This is a genomic window from Pseudomonas sp. LBUM1676 (genome assembly GCF_059695605.1).
The window spans coordinates 6,056,112-6,079,579 of the sequence record NZ_CP166777.1; the positions used below are offsets into that span (position 1 = coordinate 6,056,112).

The 23,468-nt window shown below is 58.6% G+C and carries 24 protein-coding genes; 13 read left to right on the forward strand and 11 right to left on the reverse strand.

Annotation, left to right across the window (positions count from 1 at the left end; all coding sequences use genetic code 11):
• The first annotated feature begins 595 nt into the window (after positions 1 to 595).
• Complete coding sequence (gene mscL / locus ACA041_RS27990) at positions 596 to 1,012, forward strand: large-conductance mechanosensitive channel protein MscL (protein WP_497438758.1); 417 nt, start codon at positions 596 to 598, stop codon at positions 1,010 to 1,012.
• A gap of 38 nt (positions 1,013 to 1,050) precedes the next feature.
• Here the strand turns inward: mscL and ACA041_RS27995 are convergent, their stop codons facing one another.
• Positions 1,051 to 1,827, reverse strand: a complete 777-nt coding sequence (locus ACA041_RS27995) for a ferredoxin--NADP reductase (RefSeq protein ID WP_497438759.1) — start codon at positions 1,825 to 1,827, stop codon at positions 1,051 to 1,053.
• A gap of 331 nt (positions 1,828 to 2,158) precedes the next feature.
• Between ACA041_RS27995 and ACA041_RS28000 the strand changes: the two genes are divergently transcribed.
• Positions 2,159 to 2,887 (forward strand): helix-turn-helix transcriptional regulator, encoded by a 729-nt coding sequence (locus ACA041_RS28000; protein WP_497442189.1) that lies wholly within the window; start codon positions 2,159 to 2,161, stop codon positions 2,885 to 2,887.
• A 171-nt stretch (positions 2,888 to 3,058) separates the two neighbouring features.
• A complete protein-coding gene (locus ACA041_RS28005; RefSeq protein WP_497438760.1) occupies positions 3,059 to 4,183 on the forward strand; it encodes a methyltransferase in 1,125 nt (374 codons plus the stop codon).
• Positions 4,184 to 4,261: 78 nt separating this feature from the next.
• Here ACA041_RS28005 and ACA041_RS28010 read toward each other — a convergent pair whose 3' ends face one another.
• Genes ACA041_RS28010 through ACA041_RS28020 form a run of 3 tightly spaced genes read right to left on the reverse strand, consistent with a single transcriptional unit; the run spans position 4,262 to position 6,937 of the window.
• A complete protein-coding gene (locus tag ACA041_RS28010) occupies positions 4,262 to 4,429 on the reverse strand; it encodes a DUF2474 domain-containing protein (RefSeq protein ID WP_064680606.1) in 168 nt (55 codons plus the stop codon).
• A 57-nt stretch (positions 4,430 to 4,486) separates the two neighbouring features.
• The gene (gene cydB / locus ACA041_RS28015) at positions 4,487 to 5,494 is read right to left on the reverse strand and encodes a cytochrome d ubiquinol oxidase subunit II (RefSeq protein ID WP_497438761.1); all 1,008 of its coding nucleotides are present in this window, start codon (positions 5,492 to 5,494) and stop codon (positions 4,487 to 4,489) included.
• Positions 5,495 to 5,497: 3 nt separating this feature from the next.
• Entirely contained in the window at positions 5,498 to 6,937 is a 1,440-nt protein-coding gene (locus tag ACA041_RS28020; protein ID WP_497438762.1) for a cytochrome ubiquinol oxidase subunit I, read from the reverse strand.
• 360 nt (positions 6,938 to 7,297) lie between these two features.
• Between ACA041_RS28020 and ACA041_RS28025 the strand changes: the two genes are divergently transcribed.
• The 3 genes from ACA041_RS28025 (at position 7,298) to ACA041_RS28035 (ending at position 9,190) form a co-directional block, all read left to right on the forward strand.
• Positions 7,298 to 8,536 (forward strand): MFS transporter, encoded by a 1,239-nt coding sequence (locus ACA041_RS28025; RefSeq protein ID WP_497438763.1) that lies wholly within the window; start codon positions 7,298 to 7,300, stop codon positions 8,534 to 8,536.
• A 74-nt stretch (positions 8,537 to 8,610) separates the two neighbouring features.
• A complete protein-coding gene (locus ACA041_RS28030; protein ID WP_497438764.1) occupies positions 8,611 to 8,889 on the forward strand; it encodes a type II toxin-antitoxin system RelE/ParE family toxin in 279 nt (92 codons plus the stop codon).
• A gap of 13 nt (positions 8,890 to 8,902) precedes the next feature.
• Positions 8,903 to 9,190 carry a HigA family addiction module antitoxin gene (locus tag ACA041_RS28035; protein ID WP_150744330.1) on the forward strand — a complete coding sequence of 96 codons (288 nt, stop codon included), beginning with the start codon at positions 8,903 to 8,905 and terminating at the stop codon, positions 9,188 to 9,190.
• Positions 9,191 to 9,196: 6 nt separating this feature from the next.
• On the opposite strand, the gene ACA041_RS28040 is transcribed toward ACA041_RS28035, so the two are convergent.
• Both ACA041_RS28040 and ACA041_RS28045 read right to left on the reverse strand, forming a co-directional pair.
• Complete coding sequence (locus ACA041_RS28040) at positions 9,197 to 9,748, reverse strand: DJ-1 family glyoxalase III (protein WP_497438765.1); 552 nt, start codon at positions 9,746 to 9,748, stop codon at positions 9,197 to 9,199.
• 66 nt (positions 9,749 to 9,814) lie between these two features.
• Positions 9,815 to 10,261 (reverse strand): DUF4879 domain-containing protein, encoded by a 447-nt coding sequence (locus ACA041_RS28045; RefSeq protein ID WP_497438766.1) that lies wholly within the window; start codon positions 10,259 to 10,261, stop codon positions 9,815 to 9,817.
• A gap of 219 nt (positions 10,262 to 10,480) precedes the next feature.
• On the opposite strand from ACA041_RS28045, the gene ACA041_RS28050 reads away from it, so the two are divergent.
• Both ACA041_RS28050 and trmA read left to right on the forward strand, forming a co-directional pair.
• Positions 10,481 to 11,776 carry an NCS2 family permease gene (locus ACA041_RS28050; RefSeq protein WP_497438767.1) on the forward strand — a complete coding sequence of 432 codons (1,296 nt, stop codon included), beginning with the start codon at positions 10,481 to 10,483 and terminating at the stop codon, positions 11,774 to 11,776.
• The gene (gene trmA, locus ACA041_RS28055) at positions 11,773 to 12,852 is read left to right on the forward strand and encodes a tRNA (uridine(54)-C5)-methyltransferase TrmA (RefSeq protein ID WP_497438768.1); all 1,080 of its coding nucleotides are present in this window, start codon (positions 11,773 to 11,775) and stop codon (positions 12,850 to 12,852) included. Before ACA041_RS28050 ends, trmA begins: the two co-directional genes overlap by 4 nt.
• 54 nt (positions 12,853 to 12,906) lie before the next feature.
• Here the strand turns inward: trmA and ACA041_RS28060 are convergent, their stop codons facing one another.
• Complete coding sequence (locus ACA041_RS28060) at positions 12,907 to 13,320, reverse strand: DUF2442 domain-containing protein (protein ID WP_497438769.1); 414 nt, start codon at positions 13,318 to 13,320, stop codon at positions 12,907 to 12,909.
• Between ACA041_RS28060 and ACA041_RS28065 the strand changes: the two genes are divergently transcribed.
• From ACA041_RS28065 to ACA041_RS28075, 3 genes are all read left to right on the forward strand, one after another.
• Positions 13,319 to 14,230, forward strand: coding sequence for a LysR family transcriptional regulator (locus tag ACA041_RS28065; protein WP_497438770.1), 912 nt, complete (start codon positions 13,319 to 13,321; stop codon positions 14,228 to 14,230). The two genes, ACA041_RS28060 and ACA041_RS28065, sit on opposite strands and share 2 nt — an antisense overlap.
• 140 nt (positions 14,231 to 14,370) lie before the next feature.
• A complete protein-coding gene (gene aroQ, locus ACA041_RS28070) occupies positions 14,371 to 14,811 on the forward strand; it encodes a type II 3-dehydroquinate dehydratase (RefSeq protein ID WP_497438771.1) in 441 nt (146 codons plus the stop codon).
• Positions 14,812 to 14,816: 5 nt separating this feature from the next.
• Positions 14,817 to 15,671, forward strand: coding sequence for a shikimate dehydrogenase (locus tag ACA041_RS28075; protein ID WP_497438772.1), 855 nt, complete (start codon positions 14,817 to 14,819; stop codon positions 15,669 to 15,671).
• A gap of 68 nt (positions 15,672 to 15,739) precedes the next feature.
• Here the strand turns inward: ACA041_RS28075 and ACA041_RS28080 are convergent, their stop codons facing one another.
• Both ACA041_RS28080 and quiC read right to left on the reverse strand, forming a co-directional pair.
• Complete coding sequence (locus tag ACA041_RS28080; RefSeq protein WP_497438773.1) at positions 15,740 to 16,417, reverse strand: TetR/AcrR family transcriptional regulator; 678 nt, start codon at positions 16,415 to 16,417, stop codon at positions 15,740 to 15,742.
• Between the two features lie 102 nt (positions 16,418 to 16,519).
• Positions 16,520 to 18,421 carry a 3-dehydroshikimate dehydratase QuiC gene (gene quiC, locus ACA041_RS28085; RefSeq protein ID WP_497438774.1) on the reverse strand — a complete coding sequence of 634 codons (1,902 nt, stop codon included), beginning with the start codon at positions 18,419 to 18,421 and terminating at the stop codon, positions 16,520 to 16,522.
• Positions 18,422 to 18,962: 541 nt separating this feature from the next.
• On the opposite strand from quiC, the gene ACA041_RS28090 reads away from it, so the two are divergent.
• A complete protein-coding gene (locus tag ACA041_RS28090) occupies positions 18,963 to 20,312 on the forward strand; it encodes an MFS transporter (RefSeq protein WP_497438775.1) in 1,350 nt (449 codons plus the stop codon).
• Positions 20,313 to 20,446: 134 nt separating this feature from the next.
• Here ACA041_RS28090 and ACA041_RS28095 read toward each other — a convergent pair whose 3' ends face one another.
• On the reverse strand, positions 20,447 to 21,325 hold the full coding sequence (locus ACA041_RS28095; RefSeq protein ID WP_497438776.1) for a DMT family transporter: 879 nt from the start codon (positions 21,323 to 21,325) through the stop codon (positions 20,447 to 20,449).
• A 237-nt stretch (positions 21,326 to 21,562) separates the two neighbouring features.
• Positions 21,563 to 22,339 carry an IclR family transcriptional regulator gene (locus tag ACA041_RS28100; RefSeq protein WP_497438777.1) on the reverse strand — a complete coding sequence of 259 codons (777 nt, stop codon included), beginning with the start codon at positions 22,337 to 22,339 and terminating at the stop codon, positions 21,563 to 21,565.
• Between the two features lie 228 nt (positions 22,340 to 22,567).
• On the opposite strand from ACA041_RS28100, the gene ypfJ reads away from it, so the two are divergent.
• The gene (gene ypfJ, locus ACA041_RS28105; protein ID WP_497438778.1) at positions 22,568 to 23,437 is read left to right on the forward strand and encodes a KPN_02809 family neutral zinc metallopeptidase; all 870 of its coding nucleotides are present in this window, start codon (positions 22,568 to 22,570) and stop codon (positions 23,435 to 23,437) included.
• Positions 23,438 to 23,468: the final 31 nt, after the last annotated feature.

The window sequence follows — 23,468 nt, forward strand, 5'->3', positions numbered from 1 at the left end:
CAATGGATCGGCTACAGCAAGTTACAGGCATCCCGGACCCATGCACGTTATTACAACTCACTAAAACTTATACAAGATTCCGCTCACGCTCATAAAACAGCAGATCTTATCCAATAAATACACATTAAACTTATACAAACCTTTAAGCCTTTATATCTGATCGTACAATCTCGCCCCAACAAATCAAAACATCAACCGCTACTGCGCATATGACCGCAACCTTGACCTCGACCAGTGAACACTTCGAGGGAGTTTTTTTATCCAACCCCTGCAAACTACGGGTGAATCATCTATTGTACTTTCCCTGATACAAACCTGGCAGGTTGGGTATTTATCGCATTATATCAAGCGCTGCCACCGCGACCTGAATGGGTCATAGAGTGCCAGAAAAAATGTTTGGAACCGAATAGCCAAAACCTCGCTGGATGACCCGCTCCAGCGCACTCAAGCCGCCCGGAAATGATGGCATTTTGTAAACTTTTTACCGATGTCTCGGTCGATAGCAGGCGAGCACTGTAAGCAGGTGTCTCGGGCAAGAAGCATTTTGCTGCTTTACACTGCTTGCACCAACCTCATCTGTAACAAGGAATAACCTATGGGCGTGATAACTGAGTTCAAGGCCTTCGCGGTCAAAGGCAACGTGGTCGACATGGCTGTCGGTATCATCATCGGCGCCGCCTTTGGCAAGATCGTTTCATCGTTCGTCGGCGATGTGATCATGCCGCCAATCGGCCTGTTGATCGGTGGGGTGGATTTCAGCGACCTGGCCATCACGCTCAAGGCTGCCAACGGGGACATCCCGGCGGTGGTGCTGGCGTATGGTAAATTCATCCAGAGCATGATCGACTTCACCATCGTCGCCTTCGCGATCTTCCTGGCCGTCAAAGCCATCAACCGCCTGAAGCGTGAAGAAGCCGTTGCGCCAACCCTGCCGCCGGTTCCAACCAAAGAAGAAGAACTGCTGAGCGAGATCCGCGACCTGCTGAAGGCCCAGAACGATCGGCCTACGTGACAGTGCATTGAAAAATGGTGCCTTCGGGCGCCGTTTTTTCACCAGTAGTTTTCCACCGCCACCTGCCCGGGTCGTCGGCTGAGACTCAAGTGCATGTGACGATGTTTGAGCAATTTTCGGGTGTCATCGATCATCTGCGGGTTGCCGCAGAGCATGACCCGTGAATGCTCGGCCGTCAGTGCCACGCCGGCCACTTGCTCCAGCTCACCCTTTTCAATCAGCGTGGTGATCCGACCACTCAAGGCGCCTGGATGCTCCTCGCGAGTGACAGTGGCAATGAACTGCAATTTGTGTGCGTGTTCCGCTAAATAGTCACGCTGTGCCAGCCCCGCAACGAGCTCCTGATAAGCCAGCTCCCGTGCTTCGCGTACGCTGTAGACCAGGATGATTCGCTCGAATTTTTCCCAGACCTCGAAGTCCTGCAGAATCGACAGGAAAGGGGCCAGGCCAGTGCCTGTGGACAATAACCAGAGATCACGCCCGTCAGTGAAGCGATCCAGTGTCAAGTAACCAAAGGCTTGACGGTCGACCAGCAGCGTATCGCCGACTTCCAGCCGACTCAGCTCACTGGTGAATTCGCCCCCCGGGACCACGATCGAGAAAAACTCGAGGAATTCGTCATAGGGTGACGAAACCATGGAGTACGCGCGCCATACCGTGCTGCCGTCAGCCTTGGTCACGCCCAACCGGGCGAATTGCCCCGCTCGAAAGCGAAACCCCGGGTCCCTGGTGGTCCGCAGGGTAAACAGGTTCGGGGTCAACGGCTGAACATCGAGCAAGGTCTGGCGAGTGAATTTTTCTACACTGGCGGTCATGGGTCGCTCCATTCAACGGGTAGCGTCCAGTGTCCCGCAAAGCCGGGGAATTAAACACCGATGATTTGTAGTGCTTTAATGGGGATTATCGATTACATCGATTCACATTTTTTTCACAATTACCGACACCGTCCAATACAGGCCAATCATATTAAACACGACATTCAAATTTCGCGGGCTGACCAATTTGTATTAGAACCGGATATTTAGTTTTTAATACGCAGCCAAGCTAAAAAGTCTCACCCCGAAGTAGGAATCGTCCTACACTCGAGGCGTGCCGGATCTCGGATCCAATAAGCACCAATCAGGAAAAAGCAAATGGAGAGACATGATGGAAAGGTGGATGGAGTCACAATTAAACCAACTGTCGTGCACCACGGAGATTGAAACCGCCTACCGCATCGCACTGGGCTTTGCAAAAAACATCGGCTTCAAATTTTTCGCATTTTCAACAACTTATCAAACGAAAATCGACCAGTTCAACACGGTTAAATTCAACAACTACCCGACTGCCTGGAACACGGAATACGAACAGAAAAAGTTGCGCGCAATTGACCCGGTAGTAGCACATTGCAATCACTCCATGCTGCCCATCCTCTGGAGTGAAGAACTTTTCGCCAACGTGCCGACTTTGTGGGAAGCACTTGAAACCCAAGGCCTGCAACACGGATGGTCACACTCTATCCATGATGAGGAAAGCGGGTTTTGCAGCATTCTGAGCCTCGCCAGAAGTCATTGTCCGATCACTGCGTTCGAGCTGTATGAAAACCTTGGCTTTTCAGTTTTCATGGGCCGCCACCTGCACGCCTTGATTGCGCAGACCCTGCCAAAAAAAACCGAGAAACCCGCTTCGCACTTGTCCGCCAGAGAAATCGACGTATTGAAACTGGCAGCCGATGGCAAGACCGCGTACGAGAGCGCCAGAATTCTCAACCTCAGCCCTCGCACCATCAATTTTCATGTGCAGAGCGCGATCGAGAAACTCGGTGTCAATAACAAGATCGCGGCAGTCATTGCCGCCGCGAAGGACGGCTATCTCAACAGCAATGCGATACGTTGATCGATAACCTGCGAGTAATCCCATCAAAAAAAACGTACCATTTGCGGTCCTTCCTGGGTAATGACGTGTGAAGCTTCACGACGCAGTACGCTCGGATGGTCTCGCGCGCTACAACGCCCCTGAGCCGCGGGAGAGTTTTTGATTGCCCCGTTGATTACCCAGAGTCCCCTCATGCCTTCGCTCGAAACACCCTTTGCCCGACTTGATCTGATCCGCCAGCCGGAACAGCAGAACGAACCGCTGCAGGCGTTCGATGCCGCGGACGAATACCTGCTCAATTACCTGGCCGAACAGCAACCGGGCGCGGACACTCGGGTGTTGGTGCTCAACGACAGCTTCGGCGCATTGGCCGTCAGTCTGCTGGGCAAGGTCCGGGTGATCAGCAGCGGCGATTCGTTCCTGGCGTTCCAGGGGCTGGAAAAGAACCTGATCCGTAACGGCCAGGCGTTTGATGCAGTGCCCAGCGTGCCTGCCAGCGAAGCGCTCATGGGGCCGTTTGACCGGGTACTGATCCGGGTACCGAAAACCCTGGCCTTGCTGGAGGAGCAACTGATCCGCCTGCAAGGTCAATTGGCACCCGGCGCCCAAGTGATTGCCGGCGCCATGATCAAGCATCTGCCCCGGGCTGCGGGCGATCTGCTGGAGTGTTACATCGGGCCGGTGCACGCTTCGCTGGCCGTGAAGAAAGCCCGGCTGTTGATCGCTGACGCAGAAGCCAAAGGTCCCGCCACCTCACCCTACCCGACGCGCTATCGACTCGACGAGCCGGCGATCGAACTGCTCAACCACGCCAATGTGTTCTGCCGCGAAGGGCTGGATATCGGCACGCGGGCGTTTTTGCCGCATTTGCCGAAGAACCTCGGCGCGGCGCGGGTCGCTGACCTCGGTTGTGGTAACGGTGTGCTGGCCATCGCCAGCGCTCTGCAAAACCCTGAAGCGCTGTACACCCTGGTGGACGAGTCGTTCATGGCCGTGCAATCGGCGGCCGAAAACTGGCGCATGGCGCTGGGTGATCGGGAAGTCATTGTGCGTGCCGGCGATGGTTTGGCCGGGCAGGAACCCCAGTCGCTGGACGTGGTGCTGTGCAACCCACCGTTTCACCAGCAACAAGTCGTCGGCGACTTTCTGGCCTGGCGGATGTTTCAGCAGGCGCGTGAAGCCTTGGTGGTCGGCGGCGCGCTGTACATCGTCGGCAACCGTCACCTGGGTTATCACAGCAAGCTTGCGCGTCTGTTCCGCGGCGTTGAACAAATCGCTGCCACACCCAAGTTCGTGATTCTCAAAGCCCGAAAATAATACCAGGCAAAAAAAACCCTCCGGTACAGGAGGGTTGTAAAGCCGTGCCGCAAGGCAACGGGATGGGATGTTGCGAAATCAGTGGGTCGACAGGCCAGCGGCGTTCATGAACATGCGCATCAGGCTCGCGACGATGAACAGCGCCACCACGCTGCCAGTCCAGATCATCGCCAGCCAGCCCAGTCGCTGCCACAGCGGTTTCTTCTCTGCTGCTTCGATTTCCTGCAAGGAATGTTTGCCTGCCATCATCGCGATCTCCTCTGAAACGGCGCAGATTTCAGGCCTGCGCCATTGCCATGCTCTTTAATGGTAGCCATCTTCGTGGGTGACCTTGCCGCGGAACACGTAGTAGCTCCAGAAGGTGTAACCCAGGATGAACGGGATGATGAACAACGTCCCCACCAGCATGAAGCCCTGGCTTTGCGGCGGCGCCGCGGCGTCCCAGATCGAGATCGAGGGCGGCACGATGTTCGGCCACAAGCTGATACCCAGGCCGCTGTAACCGAGGAAAATCAGCACCAGTGTCAGCAGGAACGGCGTGTAATGCGCATTGCGGGCTACCGCGCGAATCAACCCGTACAGGGTGACCAGCACCAGAATCGGCACAGGCAGGAACCAGAACAGGTTGGGCAGGCTGAACCAGCGATCGGCGATGTCGGCGTGAGCCAAAGGCGTCCAGATGCTGACGACACCGATCACTGCCAGCAGCACAAACGCCAATGGCCGCGCCAGGTCATGCATCTGTTCTTGCAGTTTGCCTTCGGTTTTCATGATCAGCCAGGTGCAACCAAGCAACGCATAAGCCACCACCAGCGCCGCACCACAGAACATCGTGAACGGCGTCAGCCAGTCCAGCGAGCCACCGGCGAACTGACGATTTTCCACCGGAAACCCATCAATGAACGCACCTAACGCCACACCCTGGAAGAAAGTGGCGGCGATCGAACCACCGATGAATGCCTTGTCCCAGAGGTGGCGCTTGTCGTCCTTGGCCTTGAAGCGGAATTCGAAGGCCACGCCGCGGAAAATCAGCCCGATCAGCATGAAAATCAGCGGCAGGTACAACGCCGAGAGCACCACCGAATAGGCCAGCGGAAAGGCGCCGAACAATGCCGCGCCGCCCAGCACCAGCCAGGTTTCGTTACCGTCCCAGACAGGTGCGACGGTGTTCATCATGACGTCACGGTCAGTCTTGCCCGGGATAAACGGGAAGAGAATCCCGATGCCCAGATCGAAGCCGTCCATGACCACGTACATCATGATGCCGAAGATGATGATCACGGCCCAGATCAGCGGAAGATCAATACCCATGACTCAAATCTCCTTGGTCAGGCTGGGGCTGCTATCAGCGTCGGCGTCATCGTCGGCAGCGGAAAGCGGACGAGCCGGTGTGCGTTTCTTGCCAGGACCACCCTCGGGCGTTTCCGCGCCTTCGTTGATCTTCGGCCCTTTGCGCACCAGGCGCATCATGTAGCCCAGACCGGCACCGAACAGCGCGAAATACACCACCACGAACAGGACCAACGTGATGCTCATCTGCATGAAACTGTGGTTGGAGGATGCATCCGCCGTGCGCATCAGGCCGTAGACCACCCACGGCTGACGACCGATTTCAGTGGTGAACCAACCGGCGAGGATCGCGATCAGGCCGGACGGGCCCATCCACAACGCCAGGTACAGGAACGGCCGCGAGGTGTACAGCTTGTCGCTTTTGCGCAGCCACAGGCTCCACAGACCGGTGAAGATCATCAGCATGCCCAGCCCCACCATGATCCGGAACGACCAGAACACGATGGTCGAGTTCGGCCGGTCTTCAGGCGGGAACTCCTTGAGTGCCGGCACCTGTTTGTCCAGCGAGTGCGTGAGAATCAGGCTGCCCAAGTAAGGAATCTCGACCGCAAATTTGGTCCGCTCTTCTTTCATGTCCGGCCAGCCGAACAGGATCAGCGGGGTTGGCTCATCGCCGTGATTTTCCCAATGGCCTTCGATCGCGGCGATTTTCGCCGGCTGATGCTTGAGGGTATTGAGACCATGGAAGTCACCGATGACGGCTTGAATCGGGGCCACGATCAAAGCCATCCACATCGCCATCGAAAGCATGGTGCGAATCGCCGGGTTGTCCTTGCCGCGCAGCAAGTGCCAGGCCGCCGAGGAACCGACGAAGAAGGCGGTCGCGACGAACGCCGCCGTCGACATGTGCAACAGGCGATACGGGAACGACGGGTTGAAGATCACCGCCAGCCAGTCCACCGGAATCACTTGGCCATTGACGATTTCGTAGCCTTGGGGGGTTTGCATCCAGCTGTTGGAAGCGAGGATCCAGAAAGTCGAGATCAGGGTGCCGATGGCGACCATCACCGTGGCGAAGAAATGCAGATTGCGCCCCACCTTGTTCCAGCCGAACAGCATGACCCCGAGGAAACCGGCTTCGAGGAAGAACGCCGTCAGTACTTCGTACGTCAGCAACGGCCCGGTCACGGAACCGGCGAAGTCCGAGAAGCGACTCCAGTTGGTGCCGAACTGATAAGCCATGACCAGCCCGGAGACCACGCCCATGCCGAAGTTGACGGCAAAGATCTTCGACCAGAAGTGGTACAGGTCGCGGTAAGTGTCGTTGTTGGTTTTCAGCCACAGCCCTTCGAGCACTGCCAGGTAACTCGCCAGGCCGATGGTGATGGCCGGGAACAGAATGTGGAACGAGATGGTGAACGCGAATTGGATTCGGGCGAGATCAAGTGCCTCCAAACCGAACATAAGTCTTCCTCTGTCAGGTAATACCGGCTGAAGGCTTGTGGCCTACACCCACTGCCCCCACGGATATGGAGTGTGGCGAATTTGAATTCGTTCTTTTTTTGCAAACATCACAACGTAGGGAGTCTGGCCAGCTGGCCGTCGGATCATTTCCGCCAAGGGACTTGATCTGGATCAAGCAACGTTGAAAGAGTAGTCCGCTTTTTGACGATGGACGCTGTGGTCTTTTGCCGCGTGACAGGTTGCCTCACCGCCAGGGTCAGACATATCGGTGTCTAGCTAACTAAAATTTCCCTCCCTGCAACTTCTGGTTACAGGTTGGTGATAATCTCGACCCCTTCCCTCGCCCAGATCTGCCCTCAGATGCCCAGCCAAGCGCCCTTGCTGTTACGTCATCACCGCCCATTCATTGCGTTCTGGCTGGCTCGGGTGTTCACCGCCAGCGGCTTTCAGATGCTCACCGTGGCGATCGGCTGGAACCTGTATCAATTGACTGGCAATGTGCTCGACCTGGGCCTGGTCGGTCTGGTGGAATTTGCCCCACGGGTGCTGTTCATGCTGCACACCGGGCATGTCGCGGACCGTTATGACCGACGCAAGGTCGCGGCAATCTGCCAATCCGTGCAAGCCCTGATCGCCCTGTCACTGGCCGTCGGCAGTGCGACCGACCACGTCACCCGCGAGATGATCTTCATCCTCGCGTTCCTGCTGGGTGCCGCTCGCTCCTTCGAGATGCCGACCACCCAGGCCCTGCTGCCCAGCATCGTGCCCAGCGCGCTGTTTCCCCGCGCCGTCGCCGCGGCACAGTCGGCCCAACAATCGGCGACCATCGTCGCCCCGGCCCTTGGCGGGTTGCTCTATGCCTTCGGCAGCGTCTGGGTGTATGGGCCGACCGTGATTCTCTACGTCATTGCCTGTGCGCTGATGCTCAAACTGCCCGGCCGACAGACTCCGCTGAACAAGGGCAAGGCCACCCTGGACTCGTTACTGGCGGGCATCCGCTTTATTCGTAGCCGCCCGGATATCCTCGGGGCCATTTCTCTGGATCTGTTTGCGGTCCTGCTCGGGGGGGCGACGGCCTTGCTGCCGGTGTTCGCCAAGGACATCCTGTTGACAGGTCCCTGGGGCCTGGGCCTGTTGCGCTCGGCCCCGGCGGTGGGCGCGTTGCTGATGTCACTCTGGCTGGCGCGGTTTTCCGTGGATCGCAAGGTCGGTCGAGTGATGTTCACCGCAGTGGGCGTCTTCGGCGTGGCGACCATTGCATTCGGCCTGTCGACCTCGTTCTGGTTTTCCCTCGCCGTACTGGTGGTGTTGGGCGCAGCGGACATGATCAGCATGGTGATCCGGGCTTCGCTCGTGCAACTGGAAACCCCGGACGAAATGCGCGGCCGGGTCAGCGCCGTGAACGGCCTGTTCATCGGCGCCTCGAACCAGTTGGGCGAGTTTGAATCCGGCCTGACCGCCCACTGGTTCGGCACGGTGCCGGCGGTGGTCATGGGCGGCATCGGCACACTGGTCGTGACCGGAGTCTGGATCAAACTGTTCCCGACCCTGGCCCACCGCGACCGCATGCATGTGCCGGCAGAAGAAGCCAAGGCCTGAAGCAGTTGCCAAACACAAATTTGGCAATACAAAGATATTGCATCAAGTGTAATGTATCGCCTTACACTCGATCCATGATCAAATCCTTTCAGCACAAAGGCCTTCGTGGCTTCTATGAAACCGGTTCGACTCGTGGGATTCGAGCAGATCATGCGAAGCGTCTGGCTCGCATGCTGCAGTTTATGGATCGTGCAGAAATGCCTGGTGACCTCGATCTTCCAGGATGGCGGCTGCATCCTCTGAGGGGAGAACTGGCTGAGTACTGGTCCCTGAGCGTTTCAGGAAACTGGCGCGTCATTTTTCGTTTTACAGGTTCGGATATCGAGCTGGTCGACTACCTGGACTACCACTGACAGGAGGCAGGACATGCCCATGCACAACCCGCCACACCCTGGCGAAACACTATTGACAGATATATTGCCCGAGCTGGGCATCAGCGTCACAGAGCTGGCCCGGCACCTGGGGTTTGCGCGCCCGCATCTATCACGGGTACTGCATGGCCACGCGCCGATCAGTCCGGATCTGGCAGTACGTCTGGAGCGGGCCGGAATCGGCAAGGCACGCATGTGGCTGGGGGTTCAAACCGACTACGATCTCTGGCAAGCGGAGCATCGAGAGCAACCGGTGATACAACCCATTGCGGTCCACGCCTGACAACCGCTAGACCACCAACTCTCCCGCCACCGCCGTGCGCGTGGCTTTGCCGCAGAGCTGTTCCACCAGCGTCAGGGCAAACTCCAGTGCGCCACTCGAGCCCTGCGCGGTGATGCAGTTGCCGTCGACCACCACCGGCTGGTCGACGAAGTTGCAGCCCGATAGTTGATGGCTGGCCGATGGCAGGCACGTCATGCGCCGTTGACGCAGTACGCCAAACGCTTGCAGCGCCAGCGCCGGGGCCTCGGCGATACCGGCAAACAGGCGCCCGGCCGCCGCCTGATCCTTGATCAGTTGTTGCAAGGGTTGATGCGCAGCCAGATGTTGCGCACCCACGGCGCCGCCAGGCAGGACGATCAGGTCGAACGGCTGGGCCAGCAAATCCACCAGCATCGCATCGGACGTCAGCCGGGTGCCGCGGGCACAGGTGATCATGCGCCGCCCTTCGATGCTGGCCACCACCACTTCAACCTTGGCCCGACGCAGCACATCGATCAGGGTCACCGCTTGCAGGTCATCGATGCCCTCGGCGAGGGTAATCAGAGCTCTAAAGGTCATGGGCGCAGTCCACTGAATAATCCTTAAAGCGTAGTCAGCTTTACCGGCTTTCGTTCGAGCCTGCCGTTACTTGATGTAAAGCTGCATTGACAAGGTGTTGCCCGGGGCGTTGATCGAGGTATTGCTGAAGGTGAAGGTGCCCTCCTGTTTGCCTGCCAGATCGAAGACATACAAATAGCCGACCGTTTTTTTCCCTGCGGTGCATTCAGTCAGGTTGCCGTTATCAAACGCACAGATGGGGGTCCGCGTGCCGTTTACCTCAAATCCGTCGAGCCCGACATGCGCCGCACGACCGTAGCCGACCTCCAGCACGTAGACCCTGATGTTCGATCCACTGTGATTGCAGCGAGTCTGCTCCTGCCCCTGTGCAATGTTTTCAAAGCCACAACCCGGCGACTCGACCTTGAGCACCTTCACCTGACTCAACGGCGGCGCCGATGCCGCCGAAGCGACTTGCGCCCCCAGCAACAGGGCCATGCACATTCCCAATCCGGCAATCAGACGTTTTTTCATGAAATACCTGCCCCCAAGACCAGCGCGCAGTATGGCTCAGTTGGCATTAGCGCAAAACATCGACGACGATCGCAGCCATAAGCAGCCATAGTCCGCCGCTGCTGCTATGATGCGCGGCTTTTTCCGACCCACAGAAAATGACCAGGCGCCTTCAACGGCCTGTGCTTAGCTGTTGAGGTCGATACATTCACGGCGCCTGGCGCGCCACGGGGAGCAGACATGCTGGAAAGGCTGTTTCAACTCAAGGCACACAACACCAACGTGCGAACCGAGATTCTGGCGGGCGTCACGACCTTCTTGGCCATGGCCTACATTCTGTTCGTCAACCCGAGCATCCTCGGCGAGACCGGCATGGACAAGGGCGCGGTGTTTGTCGCGACCTGCCTGGCGGCCGCCATCGGTTCCACCGTGATGGGCCTGATCGCCAACTACCCGATCGCCCTCGCACCGGGCATGGGCCTGAACGCCTTCTTCACCTATACCGTCGTCCTGCACATGGGCCACACCTGGCAAGTGGCGCTGGGCGCGGTATTCATCTCCGCCGTGCTGTTTTTCCTGCTGTCGATCTTCCGCATCCGGGAGTGGATCATCAACAGCATCCCGTTGCCGCTGCGTTCGGCCATTGCTGCCGGTATCGGCCTGTTCCTGGCCCTGATCGCCCTGCACAACGCCGGCATCGTGGTCAGCAACCCGGCGACCATGGTCGGTCTGGGCGACCTCAAGCAACCGGCACCGATCCTCGCCACCCTGGGTTTTGCCTTGATCGTCGCCCTCGAAGCCCTGAAGGTCCGCGGCGCCGTGCTGATCGGCATTCTGGCGGTAACCATCGCTTCCATCACAATGGGCTTTACCCCCTTCGGCGGCGTAATGTCGATGCCACCGTCGCTGGCGCCGACCTTCCTGCAACTGGACATCAAAGGCGCACTGGACATCGGTTTGGTCAGCGTGATTTTCGCTTTCCTGTTCGTCGACCTGTTCGACAACTCCGGCACACTGATCGGTGTTGCCAAACGCGCCGGCTTGATGGGCAAGGATGGCCACATGCCAAAAATGGGCCGGGCCCTGATCGCCGACAGTACCGCGGCCATGGCAGGTTCCTTGCTGGGTACCTCGACGACCACCAGTTACATAGAATCCGCAGCCGGCGTGAGTGCCGGCGGCCGTACCGGCCTGACTGCGGTCGTGGTCGCGATTCTGTTCCTGCTGGCGTTGTTTTTCTCGCCATTGGCCGCCAGTGTCCCGGCGTTCGCCACCGCACCTGCGCTGCTGTTCGTCGCGGTACTGATGACATCCGGCCTGGCCGAAATAGACTGGGACGACATCACCGTTGCCGCACCGGTCGTGGTCACCGCCCTGGCCATGCCATTTACTTATTCCATCGCCAATGGCATCGCCTTCGGTTTCATTTCCTGGACCGCGATCAAGCTGCTGTCCGGTCGCGGCCGTGAGTTGAATTCGGCGCTGGTGATCCTGTCGATTCTGTTCGTGATCAAGTTGGGTTGGTTCAACGCATGACTTTTGATACCCAGGCTTACGCCATTCAGCTCGAAGAAAAGGTCACGCGCCTGCGTGATCTGCTGGCCCCGTTCGATGCGCCGGAACCTGCCGTGTTCGACTCGCCGCTGAAAAATTTCCGCCTGCGCGCCGAATTCCGCCTGTGGCGCGAAGCCGGCGAGCGTCACTACGCGATGTTTTCCCAGGACGACAAACGCACACCGATCCTGATCGAAGAATTTCCGATTGCCAGCCTGCGCATCAATCAATTGATGCCGCAGCTCAAAGCGGCCTGGCAAGCCAGCGCGGCCCTGAGTCACAAGCTGTTCCAGGTGGAGTTCCTGACCACCCTGGCGGGCGATGCGATGATCACGCTCTGCTACCACCGTCCGCTGGACGAGCATTGGCATGCAGCCGCTTCGAAACTGGCAGCCGAGCTGAACGTCAGCGTCATCGGCCGCTCCAAGGGCAAGCGTGAAGTCATCGGTCATGATTACGTGATCGAGAAACTGGACGTCGGTGGCCGCACCTTCAGCTACCGCCAGCCGGAAGGCGCGTTTACCCAGCCCAACGGCACCGTGAACCAGAAGATGCTCAATTGGGCTTACGAGGCACTGGGCGATCGATCCGACGATTTGCTGGAACTGTACTGCGGCAACGGCAACTTCACCCTGCCGCTCGCGACCCGCGTGCGCAAGGTGCTGGCCACCGAAATCAGCAAGACTTCGGTCAACGCGGCATTGAGTAATCTCAGCGAAAACGCGGTGGATAACGTTACCCTGGTGCGCCTGTCCGCCGAGGAACTGACCGAGGCATTGAACGAAGTCCGTCCGTTTCGCCGCCTGCATGGCATCGATCTGAAAAGCTACGAATTCGGTAGCGTCTTCGTCGACCCGCCCCGTGCCGGCATGGATCCGGACACCTGCGAGCTCACCCGACGCTTCGACAATATTCTTTATATTTCCTGCAACCCGCAAACCCTTGCGGCCAACATCGCCCAACTGCACGACACCCACCGAATCACCCGTTGCGCGATGTTCGACCAGTTCCCGTGGACCCATCACATGGAATCCGGGGTGTTGTTGACCCGGCGTTGATTGCAGCTGTCTTATACGAATCAGCCGTCATGACGACGGCTTTTTTGTGCGCATTCAAAGAGCGACATCGACCTTGCGCGGACGCCCGCCCTTCCTGCCGTTAACCCGCGCGGCCTCGGCCTTGGCAGCAGTGCTTTGGCGACCATTGCGCGAAGCGATGACCGAGGCGGCCATGTCCATCAGCGGCTTGCTCGCTGAAATCATCCCGGCAATGGATACCTGCACGTCCTTGCCTTCATGGCACAGGGCAGTGCCGGCGAAACCAACTTTCAGTCCGGCGAAATCCTCACTCCCGAAATCATCGAATTCCGGGTAGCACTTCACTGGCAGCAATACGCCACTACCATCCTCGAAGCTAACAGTCGCCCTGAGAGCCCCGATCACGGGGAAAAATGGTAAGCAATCCTTTCGCCAATTTGATAAATACAGAGTCAGCCTCTTTATTTGATCCCTGGTGTAATCAATCATGCAGCGACAATTCGACGATCTTCAATTGGGCAGCATCGAGCTGTTTTGCCTGGCCGCCGAGGCTGGCAGCTTTACCGCCGCCGCGCTGGTGGCTGGGGTAACGCCGGCAGCGGTAAGCCGATCGGTGTCGCGCATGGAAGAACGTCTGGGTGTGCGGCTTTTTGCGCGCACGACTCGCAGCGTGAAGTTGACCGACAGTGGCCGACGCTACTACGAGGAATGCCGGCAGGCCCTGGCGCAACTGGTCGAGGCCCAACGCGAGGTCATGGGCCAGCAGCAAGAGCCTTCCGGCACCTTGCGCATCAGTATTCCGACCACTTATGCCCATCACCGCATCCTGCCGTTGCTGCCAGCGTTTCGGGAGCGTTTTCCGGCGGTGAAGGTCGAGTCGCACATCAGCAATCGCAACATCGATTTCGTTGGCGAAGGCTATGACATGGCCATCCGGGTGCGGGCGATTGCGGATTCCGGCCTTATCGCCCGACAGCTTGAAGATGCAGCGTTGGTGATGATCGCCAGCCCCGGCTACCTGAAACGCGCCGGCATCCCGCAAACCCTGGACGACCTCCAACGGCATGAATGCATACAGTACGAACTGCCCAGCAGTGGCCGGCGCATTGCCTGGTTGTTCAACGACGATGGCGTGCAGCGCGAGATTCTTGCCGAGGGCAACTTCAGTTGTTCCGACGACGTGCTCGGCGGCGTGACCCTGGCCAAACACGGGGCGGGACTGTTTCAGACCTATCGCTTCATCGTCGAAAACGAACTGGCCGATGGCTCACTGGTGGAAGTGCTCAAGCCCTATGGCGGGCGCTCGCGGCCGTTCACGCTGCTTTACCCGCAAAGTCGTCATGTGCCTTTACGTTTAAGGGCTTTTATCGATTTTCTGGTTGAACATCTGCCGCGCTGAATTGAGAAACCGTCCGATCACCGCACACAAAAGGCTGTTGGAACACCGATTCAATTGACCAAATTAACCATCTGGTACATTTTATCTCCACAGGCCGAAACACTCGGCCGATTCCAAAAATAATAAGTGGAGAGACCCCGATGCCCCCTATCGTCCTGGTGCTCAACGGCCCCAATCTGAATCTGCTCGGTACTCGCGAGCCGGCGACTTACGGCCATGAAACCCTGGCTGACATTTCCGCCTTGTGCGGCCGCGCCGCCGAAGAGTTCGGCTTGGCGGTGGAATTTCGCCAGACCAATCATGAAGGTGAACTGCTCGACTGGATTCACGCCGCTCGCAGCCGTTGCGCTGGAATCGTCATCAACCCGGCCGCCTGGACGCATACCTCGGTGGCGATCCGCGATGCCCTGGTTGCCAGCGAGCTGCCGGTGATCGAAGTCCACCTGTCCAACGTTCACGCCCGCGAGCCATTCCGGCACCACTCCTTCGTTTCCGCCATCGCCACCGCCGTGATGGCAGGTTTTGGCAGTCACGGTTATCGCCTGGCGCTGGAACATTTCAGCCTGCGCTTAAAGGGGTGAGCGCCGTGACTCAGAGCAATGCTGTACTGGCCGGACTGATCGGTGCCGGCATCCAGGCTTCCCGTACCCCGGCGCTGCACGAGCATGAAGGTGATGCCCAGGGTTTGCGCTATCTCTATCGCCTGATCGATCTCGACCAGTTGCAACTCGATAGCAGCGCCCTGCCCGACCTGTTGCTGGCGGCTGAGCGCATGGACTTCACCGGTCTGAACATCACTTTTCCATGCAAGCAGACCATCATCCCGCTGCTTGATGAACTGTCGCCGGAAGCCCGCGGCATCGGCGCGGTCAACACAGTGGTGCTCAAGGACGGCAAACGCATCGGCCACAACACCGATTGCCTGGGTTTTGCCGAAGGATTTCGCCGTGGCTTGCCTGGCGTGGGCCTTGGGCACGTGGTGCAAATGGGTGCAGGCGGCGCAGGCGCGGCGGTGGCCCATGCGTTATTAAGCGAAGGCGTCCAGTTGCTGAGTATCTTTGATGTGGATATCGGTCGTGCACAGGCGCTGGCGAACAACCTCAATCAACATTTCGGCGCTGGCCGCGCGGTCGCCGGGCATGATCTGCCGAGTACTTTGGCCCAGGCGGACGGCCTGGTGAACACCACGCCCATGGGCATGAAAAAACTGCCGGGCATGCCGGTGCCGGTGCAATGGCTGCGAAGTGAGCTGTGGGTGGCGGAGATCGTTTACTTCCCGCTGGAAACCGAACTGCTGCGCAATGCCCGCGCCCTGGGTTGCCGAACGCTGGATGGCGGCAACATGGCGGTTTTTCAGGCGGTGAAGGCGTTTGAATTGTTCAGCGGCGTGGTGCCGGATGCGCAGCGGATGCTGGCGCATTTTCAGAGCATGGATGGCTAAAAGCTTCGCGGGCAAGTCGGGTCGCCGCATCGCTCGCTCCTCCAGAGCGAGGGTTGCCCGCGAAGGCGTCAGGCCTGCAGGTATCGCAACACCGATTCGCAAATCATCTGCCGATGACGCTGCTTGATGCCTTCATCCGGCAAGTCGATCTGAAAGATCTCACCGAAGGTGTGGCGGTTCGACACTCGATAGAAGCAGAACGAACTGATCAGCAGGTGCACATCCAGCGGCTCGAGCCCTGCACGGAACACACCCTCCTGGGCACCGCGACGCAAAATCTCACCCAGTGAATCGAGGATGGTGTTGTTCATCGCCTTGATCGCATCGGAGCGCTTCACATAGTCGGCGTTGTGAATGTTCTCGATGCAGACGATGCGCACGAAATCGACGTTGCGATCATGGTGATCGAAGGTGAACTCGACCAACCGCCGAATCGCCTCCACGGGCGCCAGTTCCGCCAGGTGCAGACGGTTTTCGGTGCTGCGGATATCGCCGTAGAGTTTCTCCAGCACCTCGACGTAGAGCTGTTCCTTACTGCCGAAGTAGTAATAGATCATGCGTTTGGAGGTGTGGATGCGCTCGGCGATCGCATCCACACGAGCGCCGGAAAGCCCCTGCTGGACGAACTCTACAATGGCTTCTTGCAGAATGTTCTCGCGGGTCTTTTCCGGGTTGTTCTTGCGACTCTTGCGAGGCTCTGCAATCGGTTCGTCGGGCGCTGCGGAGAGTTCTGAAGTCATTGTCATTGCGGGCTCACGGCCATCACTGCACAGGCTGGCGATTATGGGCCGCGTCGCTCAGCGAAGGAAGCCGCGCGGCAGCGGTTTAACCCCGCGTTTACGAATTTCCTACAACTTTGCCTGACGGATGGCACCGCTGCGGGATTTGGCCATGGCCGCCAGTCGCACTGCCACGTTAGCCGCACCGTATCCTGCGTAGCCATTCTTGCGCTGGATGATTTCAAAGAAGAACCGTCCTTCAAACGGTTCGGTGTACACGTGAAACAGTTCGCCACCCTGCGGATCGCGGTCGTAGAGCACGTTGTAATAAGCCAATTGGCTAAGAAACTCGTCGTCGAAATCGAACCGTGCGGCAAGGTCGTCGTAGTAATTGAGCGGGATATCCAGCAGTGGCACGCCCGCCTCCTTGGCCCGGCTGACTTCGGCAAAGATGTCGTCGCAATCAAAGGCGATGTGATGCACCCCGGAGCCGCGATAACTCGACAGCGCATGTGAGATCGCGGTGTTGCGGTTCTCGGAAATGTTCAGCGGCAAGCGGATCGAACTGCACCGGCTGCGCAACGCCCGGCTCTTCACCAAACCATACGGATCGGGAAGGACCACTTCATCGTCAGCCTCAAAATCCAGCAGGCTTTTATAGAACAACACCCAGCTGTCTAGGCTGTCGGCCGGCAGCGCCATGGCCATATGGTCAATGCGCTTGAGGCCACCACCGGACGCCACGACGGGTTGCAGGTTGAAGTCGGTGCCGTAGACGTCAGCGTCCTGATCCACCAGATAAATCAGACTGCCGTCCGGCGCGCGCACCGCGGCCAACTCCAGTTCATTAGGGCCCACCAGCCCGCGATATGGCTGGCCCTTGTAAGCCACGGCCCGGGCCAGCGCGCTGGTGCTGTCCTTGACCCGAACAGCGGTGGCGCACAGCGATGGACCGTGAGCTTCGAAAAAACTGTGGGCGAAGGAATAGGGTTCGCAGTTCAGGATCAGGTTGATATCACCCTGACGCAGCAGACTCACGCTCTTGGAACGATGCTGGCCGGCTTTGACGAAACCCAGCCGCTGCAGCCAATGGGAAAGCTTGGCACCAAGGCTTTCGTCCACGGCGAACTCGAGAAACTCGATGCCGTTGTACTCGCTGGCCGTGGGCGTCTCGAACAGAATGTCGATATTGGGCGGTGAGCTGGCTTCCTGCGCCAGACGTTCGCGGGTTTTCTCTTCCAGGTACAGCAACGACCGCAAACCATCGGCGGCATTGGCCCGTGGAGGCGCGGCGCGGAAGCCGTCGTTGAAGATCTCGAGCGACAACGGCCCGGTGTAACCGCTCTTGATGATCGGCGCGAGGAACCCCGGCAGATCGAATTCACCCTGGCCCGGAAAACAGCGGAAATGCCGGCTCCACTCCAGCACGTCCATGGCCAGGATCGGCGCGTCGGCCATTTGCACGAAGAATATCTTGTCGCCGGGAATCTCGGCGATCGCGCTCGGGTCGCCCTTGAGCGACAGCGTGTGGAAGCTGTCCAGCAGCACGCCGAGGCTCGCATGATCAGCCTGACGAACGATGTTCCACACCTGTTGCCAGGTGTTCACATGCCGGCCCCAGGCCAGCGCTTCGTAGCCGATCCGCAAGCCTCGAGCACCGGCCCGTTCGGCCAGCAAGCGCAAGTCGTCGATGAGGATTTGTTCATCACCGATAGCATCGGCCGAGGCGTTGCTGCACACCAGCACCAGGTCGGTGCCGAGCTCCTGCATCAAATCGAACTTGCGCTCGGCCCGTTCCAGATTGCGCGGCAGGCGGTCGCGGCGGCAGCCTTCGAAATCCCGGAAGGGTTGAAACAGTGTGATCGCGATCCCGAGATCGGCGCACATCTGTTTGATTTCCCGCGGGCTGCCGTCGTAGTACAAAAGGTCATTCTCGAAAATCTCCACCCCGTCAAAACCGGCGGCGGCAATGGCTTCGAGTTTTTCCGGCAGGGTACCGCTCAGGGAAACGGTGGCAATGGAACGCTGCATATTTCGACTCCCGGTGGTGGAGACAATCTTGTTAGGCATCGCAGGTTTTATGCAGGAGCCTGGCTCCTGCAGGGACCGCATTTTGTCGTGAGGTGAATTATTGGCCTGACGAATGCTGACAGCAATTCAAAGTGTACTATCCGGTTAGTTTTATGTGCGATTATCGAACACAATGGCCTTGAGCGAATTGACGATTTTTCGTCCAATGCGCAACATCGACACCACATTGAAGCCGGTATGAATCACCGGCCTCGGTTAACAAGACCCAGAACACCACATAAAAATTTCAAAAACCGGGTACACACTCATGCGCACATTCAACGCCTTGATAGCTCGATCTGCTCCCCTTACGCCTTGCCTGGCATCCGTCCGAACGTCTCGCGCTTCAGGCCGAACCCTGCCGCTGGCTCAATAGCGCGCTGTCGTCAGCCGACGAAAGCACCTCAGCCGATCGATCTTGCGCGCCTATCGCCACCGATTGATCACGCGCCCTTGAAGTCCCGACGAGCTTCGCTTGTCAGTCATTGAACGGATGGCACTCATGTTCCCTTCTCAGAGTTCTCAAACGCAAAGCTCCCGCATGGCTGCGGCCAACGGCACCGCCGGCGGCATCGGCGACAAGATTCGCGGCGCCATGGCCGTCGGCAAAACCCGTTGGGGCATGCTGGCGCTGGTGTTTTTCGCCACCACCCTGAACTACATCGACCGCGCAGCACTGGGCGTGATGCAGCCGATCCTGGCCAAGGAAATGAGCTGGACGGCGATGGACTACGCCAACATCAACTTCTGGTTCCAGGTTGGCTACGCCATCGGTTTCGTGCTGCAAGGCCGGTTGATCGATCGGGTCGGCGTCAAACGCGTGTTCTTCTGCGCCGTGCTGCTCTGGAGCCTGGCCACCGGTGCCCATGGCCTGGCCACGTCGGCGGTGGGTTTCATGGTCTGCCGCTTCATCCTTGGCCTGACCGAAGCCGCCAACTACCCGGCCTGCGTGAAAACCACGCGGTTGTGGTTCCCGGCGGGCGAACGCGCCGTGGCGACCGGCATTTTCAACGCCGGCACCAACGTCGGCGCGATGTTCACCCCCATGCTGCTGCCGTTGATCCTGCATGTGTGGGGCTGGCAGGCCGCGTTCCTGTGCATGGCGTCACTGGGCGGCATCTGGCTGGTGTTCTGGGGCTTGAAGTACTTCAACCCGGAAGATCACCCGAGGGTTAAACAATCGGAACTGGACTACATCCAGAAGGAAGTCGAACCGGAACAATCCCGCGTTCCGTTCTCGAAAATCCTGCGCATGCGTGGCACCTGGGCGTTCGCCATCGCTTACTCGCTGACCGCGCCGGTATTCTGGTTCTACCTCTACTGGCTGCCGCCCTTCCTCAATCAGCAATACAACCTGGGGATCAACGTGACCCAGATGGGTATCCCGCTGATCATCATTTATGTGACTGCCGACTTCGGCAGCGTGGGCGGCGGGATCCTGTCCTCGTTCCTGATCGGCCGCGGGATCAACCCGATCAAGGCCCGGCTGATGTCCATGCTCCTGTTCGCCTGCTGCATCATCGGTGTGATCATGGCAGCCGGCTCGAGCAACCTGTGGGTCGCGGTATTTGCCATCTCCCTGGCGATCGGTGCGCATCAGGCCTGGACCGCGAACATCTGGAGCCTGGTGATGGACTACACGCCCAAGCACATGATGAGTACGGTGTTCGGTTTCGGCGGCATGTGCGCCGCCATCGGCGGGATGTTCATGACCCAGTTGGTCGGGCACATCCTGACCATCACCAACAACAATTACACCGTGCTGTTCACCATGATTCCGGCGATGTACTTCATCGCGCTGATCTGGATGTACTTCATGGCACCTCGCAAGATTCCTGCCGTCGCCGATTAAAAGTCCGACGCAATCCCCTTGTGGGAGCGAGACCGGCTTGCCGGCGAATGCGATGTATCAGTCAACATCAATGTTGAATGACAGTCCGCCTTCGCTGGCAAGCCGGTCTCGCTCCCACAGGTCGTTTACCGTTTTTACCGACGGCTTTGTTGCCACGCTGCCGCCAACCCGCTGCAGCAGATCACCGCGATCCCGACCAAGGCGATCGGGGTCGGTGTGTGGGAAAACAGCAACCAACCCAGCAAGCCGGCAAAGACGATCTGACAATAACCGAACGGCGCCAGCAGCGCGGGCGCGGCGTGACGGAAAGCCTGGGTCAGAAACAGATGCGCCGTCATCCCGCAGGCGCCCAGCGCCACCATCATGAAACCATGCCCAAGGCTTGGCACTTGCCAGAAGAACGGCACCAGCGCACTCATCACCAACGTATTGCACAGGCCGGCGAAGAAGTTGCTGGTGGTCGGGCTGTCGATCTCACTGAGCTTGCGAGTGAGCAATTGGTAGAAGCAGAAAAACAGGGCCGAGCTGAGCGGCAGTAACACCGCCGGCGTGAACAGGTCGCCGCCGGGGTGGACGATGATCAGTACGCCAATAAATCCGCAAATGACCGCAATCCATTGGCCACGGGTGACGCGCTCACCCAGCAGCGGCACCGACAGCGCGGTGACCAGAACCGGTGCAAGAAAGTTGACCGCCGTGGCTTCGGCCAAGGGGATGTACTGCAAACCGGTGGTGAAAAACAAACTGGTGGCAAGCAGGCATAACGCCCTGAGCAACTGCAGCAACGGCCGCCGGGTCCGCAGGACACTCAATCCGGATTGCGGCAGAAAAATCCCGGCCATCAATAAGGTGTGAACCAGATATCGGGCCCAGACCACCATGATGATCGGATAGAACCCTGAAAGAAATTTCGACAACGCGTCATGACTGGAGAACAGAAAGGTCGCGACAACGATCAGCATGATTCCCTTGAAGGGCTGATTGACGCCGGAAAGCGGGGTGCTGAGAGTCATTGGCTGTCCTTACTTAAAGTCAAAAGCTTCACGGTCTTCGCAAACTCAGCGATGACTGTCCGGCTTGAGTCGCCGGGTTTTCCACATCCGGCACACGAACCCCGACAATTTAGAACCTGGTTCCAGATACTCACACAAGAGAAGCACAAAAGTGTTCGAACAACGCACATCTTTTGCGGCTGAAGATTGAAAATGGGCTTGCTGCACCGCCGCTCCCCTATTGGATCAGTGTGCCGACTAACTGAACAATTCCGAAGCCTGGCTCGCCGCCGACAACTCTTTGGTATAGCTCAATAACAGCGGTGCCAACCCATGCAATCTCGCGCCCGGCATCCGCGCGCTCGGGCCCGCAATGCTCAGCACCCCGATCACTCGCCCATCGACCGGATGCCTCACTACCGCCGCAATGGCCGAGGTGCCCACCGCCGAACTTTCCTCGACCCAGGCATAGCCCTGCTCCCGCGCCAGGCGCAGCCGTTCCAGCAACTCGATGTTGGAGCTCGGTGCGTTCGGCCCCAGGTCTTTCGGACGGTCAGTGCCCTGGCGTTCCACCAGCGACAAGGCTTCGGCATCGCTCATGCACGCCAGCCACGCATGTCCCGAAGCGGTATAGAACAGTGGCGCGTCACGCCCCATATCCGGGTCGTAACGCAAACCGGAGCGGGCCCCTTGGGATTTGGCGATCCAGGTCTGTCGTTCACCCTCGATCACTCCCAGACGCACCAGCTCGCCAGTTTCCTGTGCCAGTCGATCGAGCACCGGCTGCACGATATCGGCGCCACTGCTCGACAGGTAACGAAAACCCATGGCCACCAGCTTGGTGGACAGGTGATAGCGCAAGTTCTCCGGATTCTGCCGTACGTAGCCTAACCGAATCAGTTCGGCGAGCAGGCGGTGGGTCGCACTCTTGGGAATGTCCAGCTGCTGCGCCAGCGTCTGCATCGGCAGGCCGCGAGGGTCGCTGGTGAGGTTTTCCAGCACGCTGAAAACACGTTCGATCTGACTGCCGGCCATGAGAGGTTCCACGCAAAATTTGCCCGATTCTAAAAGACAAACTGCCCAAGGCGAAATCTGGAACCAGTCAGGCGTTCGACCGGTTGCCGAGAAATGGCCATTCTCGATCCGTGACAACCATCGAAACGGCTTACCAACACTTGCACATTTCGCCCCCACATCTTTGCCAGTGCGGTTATTCATGGATTCGGCGATACACGCCATATCAATCCATTGGAGAACGCAAACATGCTATGGAACAAGGCAAGACGCAGCAAAAATGTTAACGACATTCGCAAGGGCAAGGATGCCCGTACCCACACAGGGAAATCCTTGGGCGCCGGACTGGCCGTAGTCGCGCTGGCAGGCGCAGGGCTTTATTCGACGCTGGATACGACACCCGACGAGGTTCCGCTCGCGTCTTCAAACACGCTGAACCCGGCCGGCGTTGCTGCCTCGATCGAGCCCGACGAAGATCTGCAACTGCAGTTTGTTCAGTCGATATTGGGTGACACCGAAGACACCTGGAAACAACTTTTTGCGCAAACGGGACGGCATTATCCGCAACCCACGCTGACGCTTTTCGACAATGGCGTGGTCTCGGGATGCGGGTACGCCAGCTCCGCCAGTGGCCCGTTCTATTGCCCGGGCAATCAGCAGGTGTACCTCGATCTGGGGTTCTTCAGCAAACTGGAGCAGCAGTTTTCAGTGGTCGGCGATTTCGCGCGGGCCTACATCATTGCTCACGAGATCGGCCATCACGTGCAACTGACACTGGGACTGTCCGATCCTTACGAGAACGCCTTGCGCGATGATCAACCCGTCACCGGCGATGGCGGCCTGGAGGTGCGTGCAGAGTTGCAGGCCGATTGCCTGGCTGGCGTCTGGGCGCACCATGCACAACAACGCCTGGACTGGCTGGAACCGGGCGATATCGAAGCGGCCCTGCAGGCTGCGGCGGTGTTTGGTGACGATTACCTGCAACGCTCGCAAAACGCCGCGATTCGACCAGAGACGTTCAGTCACGGCACTTCGCAACAGCGGGAGAACTGGTTCAAATCCGGTTTCGCTACCGGCCGGACCGACACTTGCGACACCTTCGCCGCCGAGGACCTCTGACACCCACCCTGTCAACCAGGCCGTCAACCAG

What these genes read in the sequence shown, in the direction of transcription:
- ypfJ (WP_497438778.1), top strand. Translation starts at nt 22,568, where the DNA reads ATGCTATGGAACAAGGCAAGACGCAGCAAAAATGTTAACGACATTCGC.
- aroQ (WP_497438771.1), top strand. Translation starts at nt 14,371, where the DNA reads ATGCCCCCTATCGTCCTGGTGCTCAACGGCCCCAATCTGAATCTGCTC.
- ACA041_RS28095 (WP_497438776.1), bottom strand. Translation starts at nt 21,325, where the DNA reads ATGACTCTCAGCACCCCGCTTTCCGGCGTCAATCAGCCCTTCAAGGGA.
- ACA041_RS28065 (WP_497438770.1), top strand. Translation starts at nt 13,319, where the DNA reads ATGCAGCGACAATTCGACGATCTTCAATTGGGCAGCATCGAGCTGTTT.
- ACA041_RS28010 (WP_064680606.1), bottom strand. Translation starts at nt 4,429, where the DNA reads ATGGCAGGCAAACATTCCTTGCAGGAAATCGAAGCAGCAGAGAAGAAA.
- ACA041_RS28045 (WP_497438766.1), bottom strand. Translation starts at nt 10,261, where the DNA reads ATGAAAAAACGTCTGATTGCCGGATTGGGAATGTGCATGGCCCTGTTG.
- cydB (WP_497438761.1), bottom strand. Translation starts at nt 5,494, where the DNA reads ATGGGTATTGATCTTCCGCTGATCTGGGCCGTGATCATCATCTTCGGC.
- mscL (WP_497438758.1), top strand. Translation starts at nt 596, where the DNA reads ATGGGCGTGATAACTGAGTTCAAGGCCTTCGCGGTCAAAGGCAACGTG.
- ACA041_RS28100 (WP_497438777.1), bottom strand. Translation starts at nt 22,339, where the DNA reads ATGGCCGGCAGTCAGATCGAACGTGTTTTCAGCGTGCTGGAAAACCTC.
- trmA (WP_497438768.1), top strand. Translation starts at nt 11,773, where the DNA reads ATGACTTTTGATACCCAGGCTTACGCCATTCAGCTCGAAGAAAAGGTC.
- ACA041_RS28080 (WP_497438773.1), bottom strand. Translation starts at nt 16,417, where the DNA reads ATGACAATGACTTCAGAACTCTCCGCAGCGCCCGACGAACCGATTGCA.
- quiC (WP_497438774.1), bottom strand. Translation starts at nt 18,421, where the DNA reads ATGCAGCGTTCCATTGCCACCGTTTCCCTGAGCGGTACCCTGCCGGAA.
- ACA041_RS28035 (WP_150744330.1), top strand. Translation starts at nt 8,903, where the DNA reads ATGCCCATGCACAACCCGCCACACCCTGGCGAAACACTATTGACAGAT.
- ACA041_RS28000 (WP_497442189.1), top strand. Translation starts at nt 2,159, where the DNA reads ATGGAAAGGTGGATGGAGTCACAATTAAACCAACTGTCGTGCACCACG.
- ACA041_RS28050 (WP_497438767.1), top strand. Translation starts at nt 10,481, where the DNA reads ATGCTGGAAAGGCTGTTTCAACTCAAGGCACACAACACCAACGTGCGA.
- ACA041_RS28030 (WP_497438764.1), top strand. Translation starts at nt 8,611, where the DNA reads ATGATCAAATCCTTTCAGCACAAAGGCCTTCGTGGCTTCTATGAAACC.
- ACA041_RS28005 (WP_497438760.1), top strand. Translation starts at nt 3,059, where the DNA reads ATGCCTTCGCTCGAAACACCCTTTGCCCGACTTGATCTGATCCGCCAG.
- ACA041_RS27995 (WP_497438759.1), bottom strand. Translation starts at nt 1,827, where the DNA reads ATGACCGCCAGTGTAGAAAAATTCACTCGCCAGACCTTGCTCGATGTT.
- ACA041_RS28020 (WP_497438762.1), bottom strand. Translation starts at nt 6,937, where the DNA reads ATGTTCGGTTTGGAGGCACTTGATCTCGCCCGAATCCAATTCGCGTTC.
- ACA041_RS28040 (WP_497438765.1), bottom strand. Translation starts at nt 9,748, where the DNA reads ATGACCTTTAGAGCTCTGATTACCCTCGCCGAGGGCATCGATGACCTG.
- ACA041_RS28090 (WP_497438775.1), top strand. Translation starts at nt 18,963, where the DNA reads ATGTTCCCTTCTCAGAGTTCTCAAACGCAAAGCTCCCGCATGGCTGCG.
- ACA041_RS28060 (WP_497438769.1), bottom strand. Translation starts at nt 13,320, where the DNA reads ATGATTGATTACACCAGGGATCAAATAAAGAGGCTGACTCTGTATTTA.
- ACA041_RS28025 (WP_497438763.1), top strand. Translation starts at nt 7,298, where the DNA reads ATGCCCAGCCAAGCGCCCTTGCTGTTACGTCATCACCGCCCATTCATT.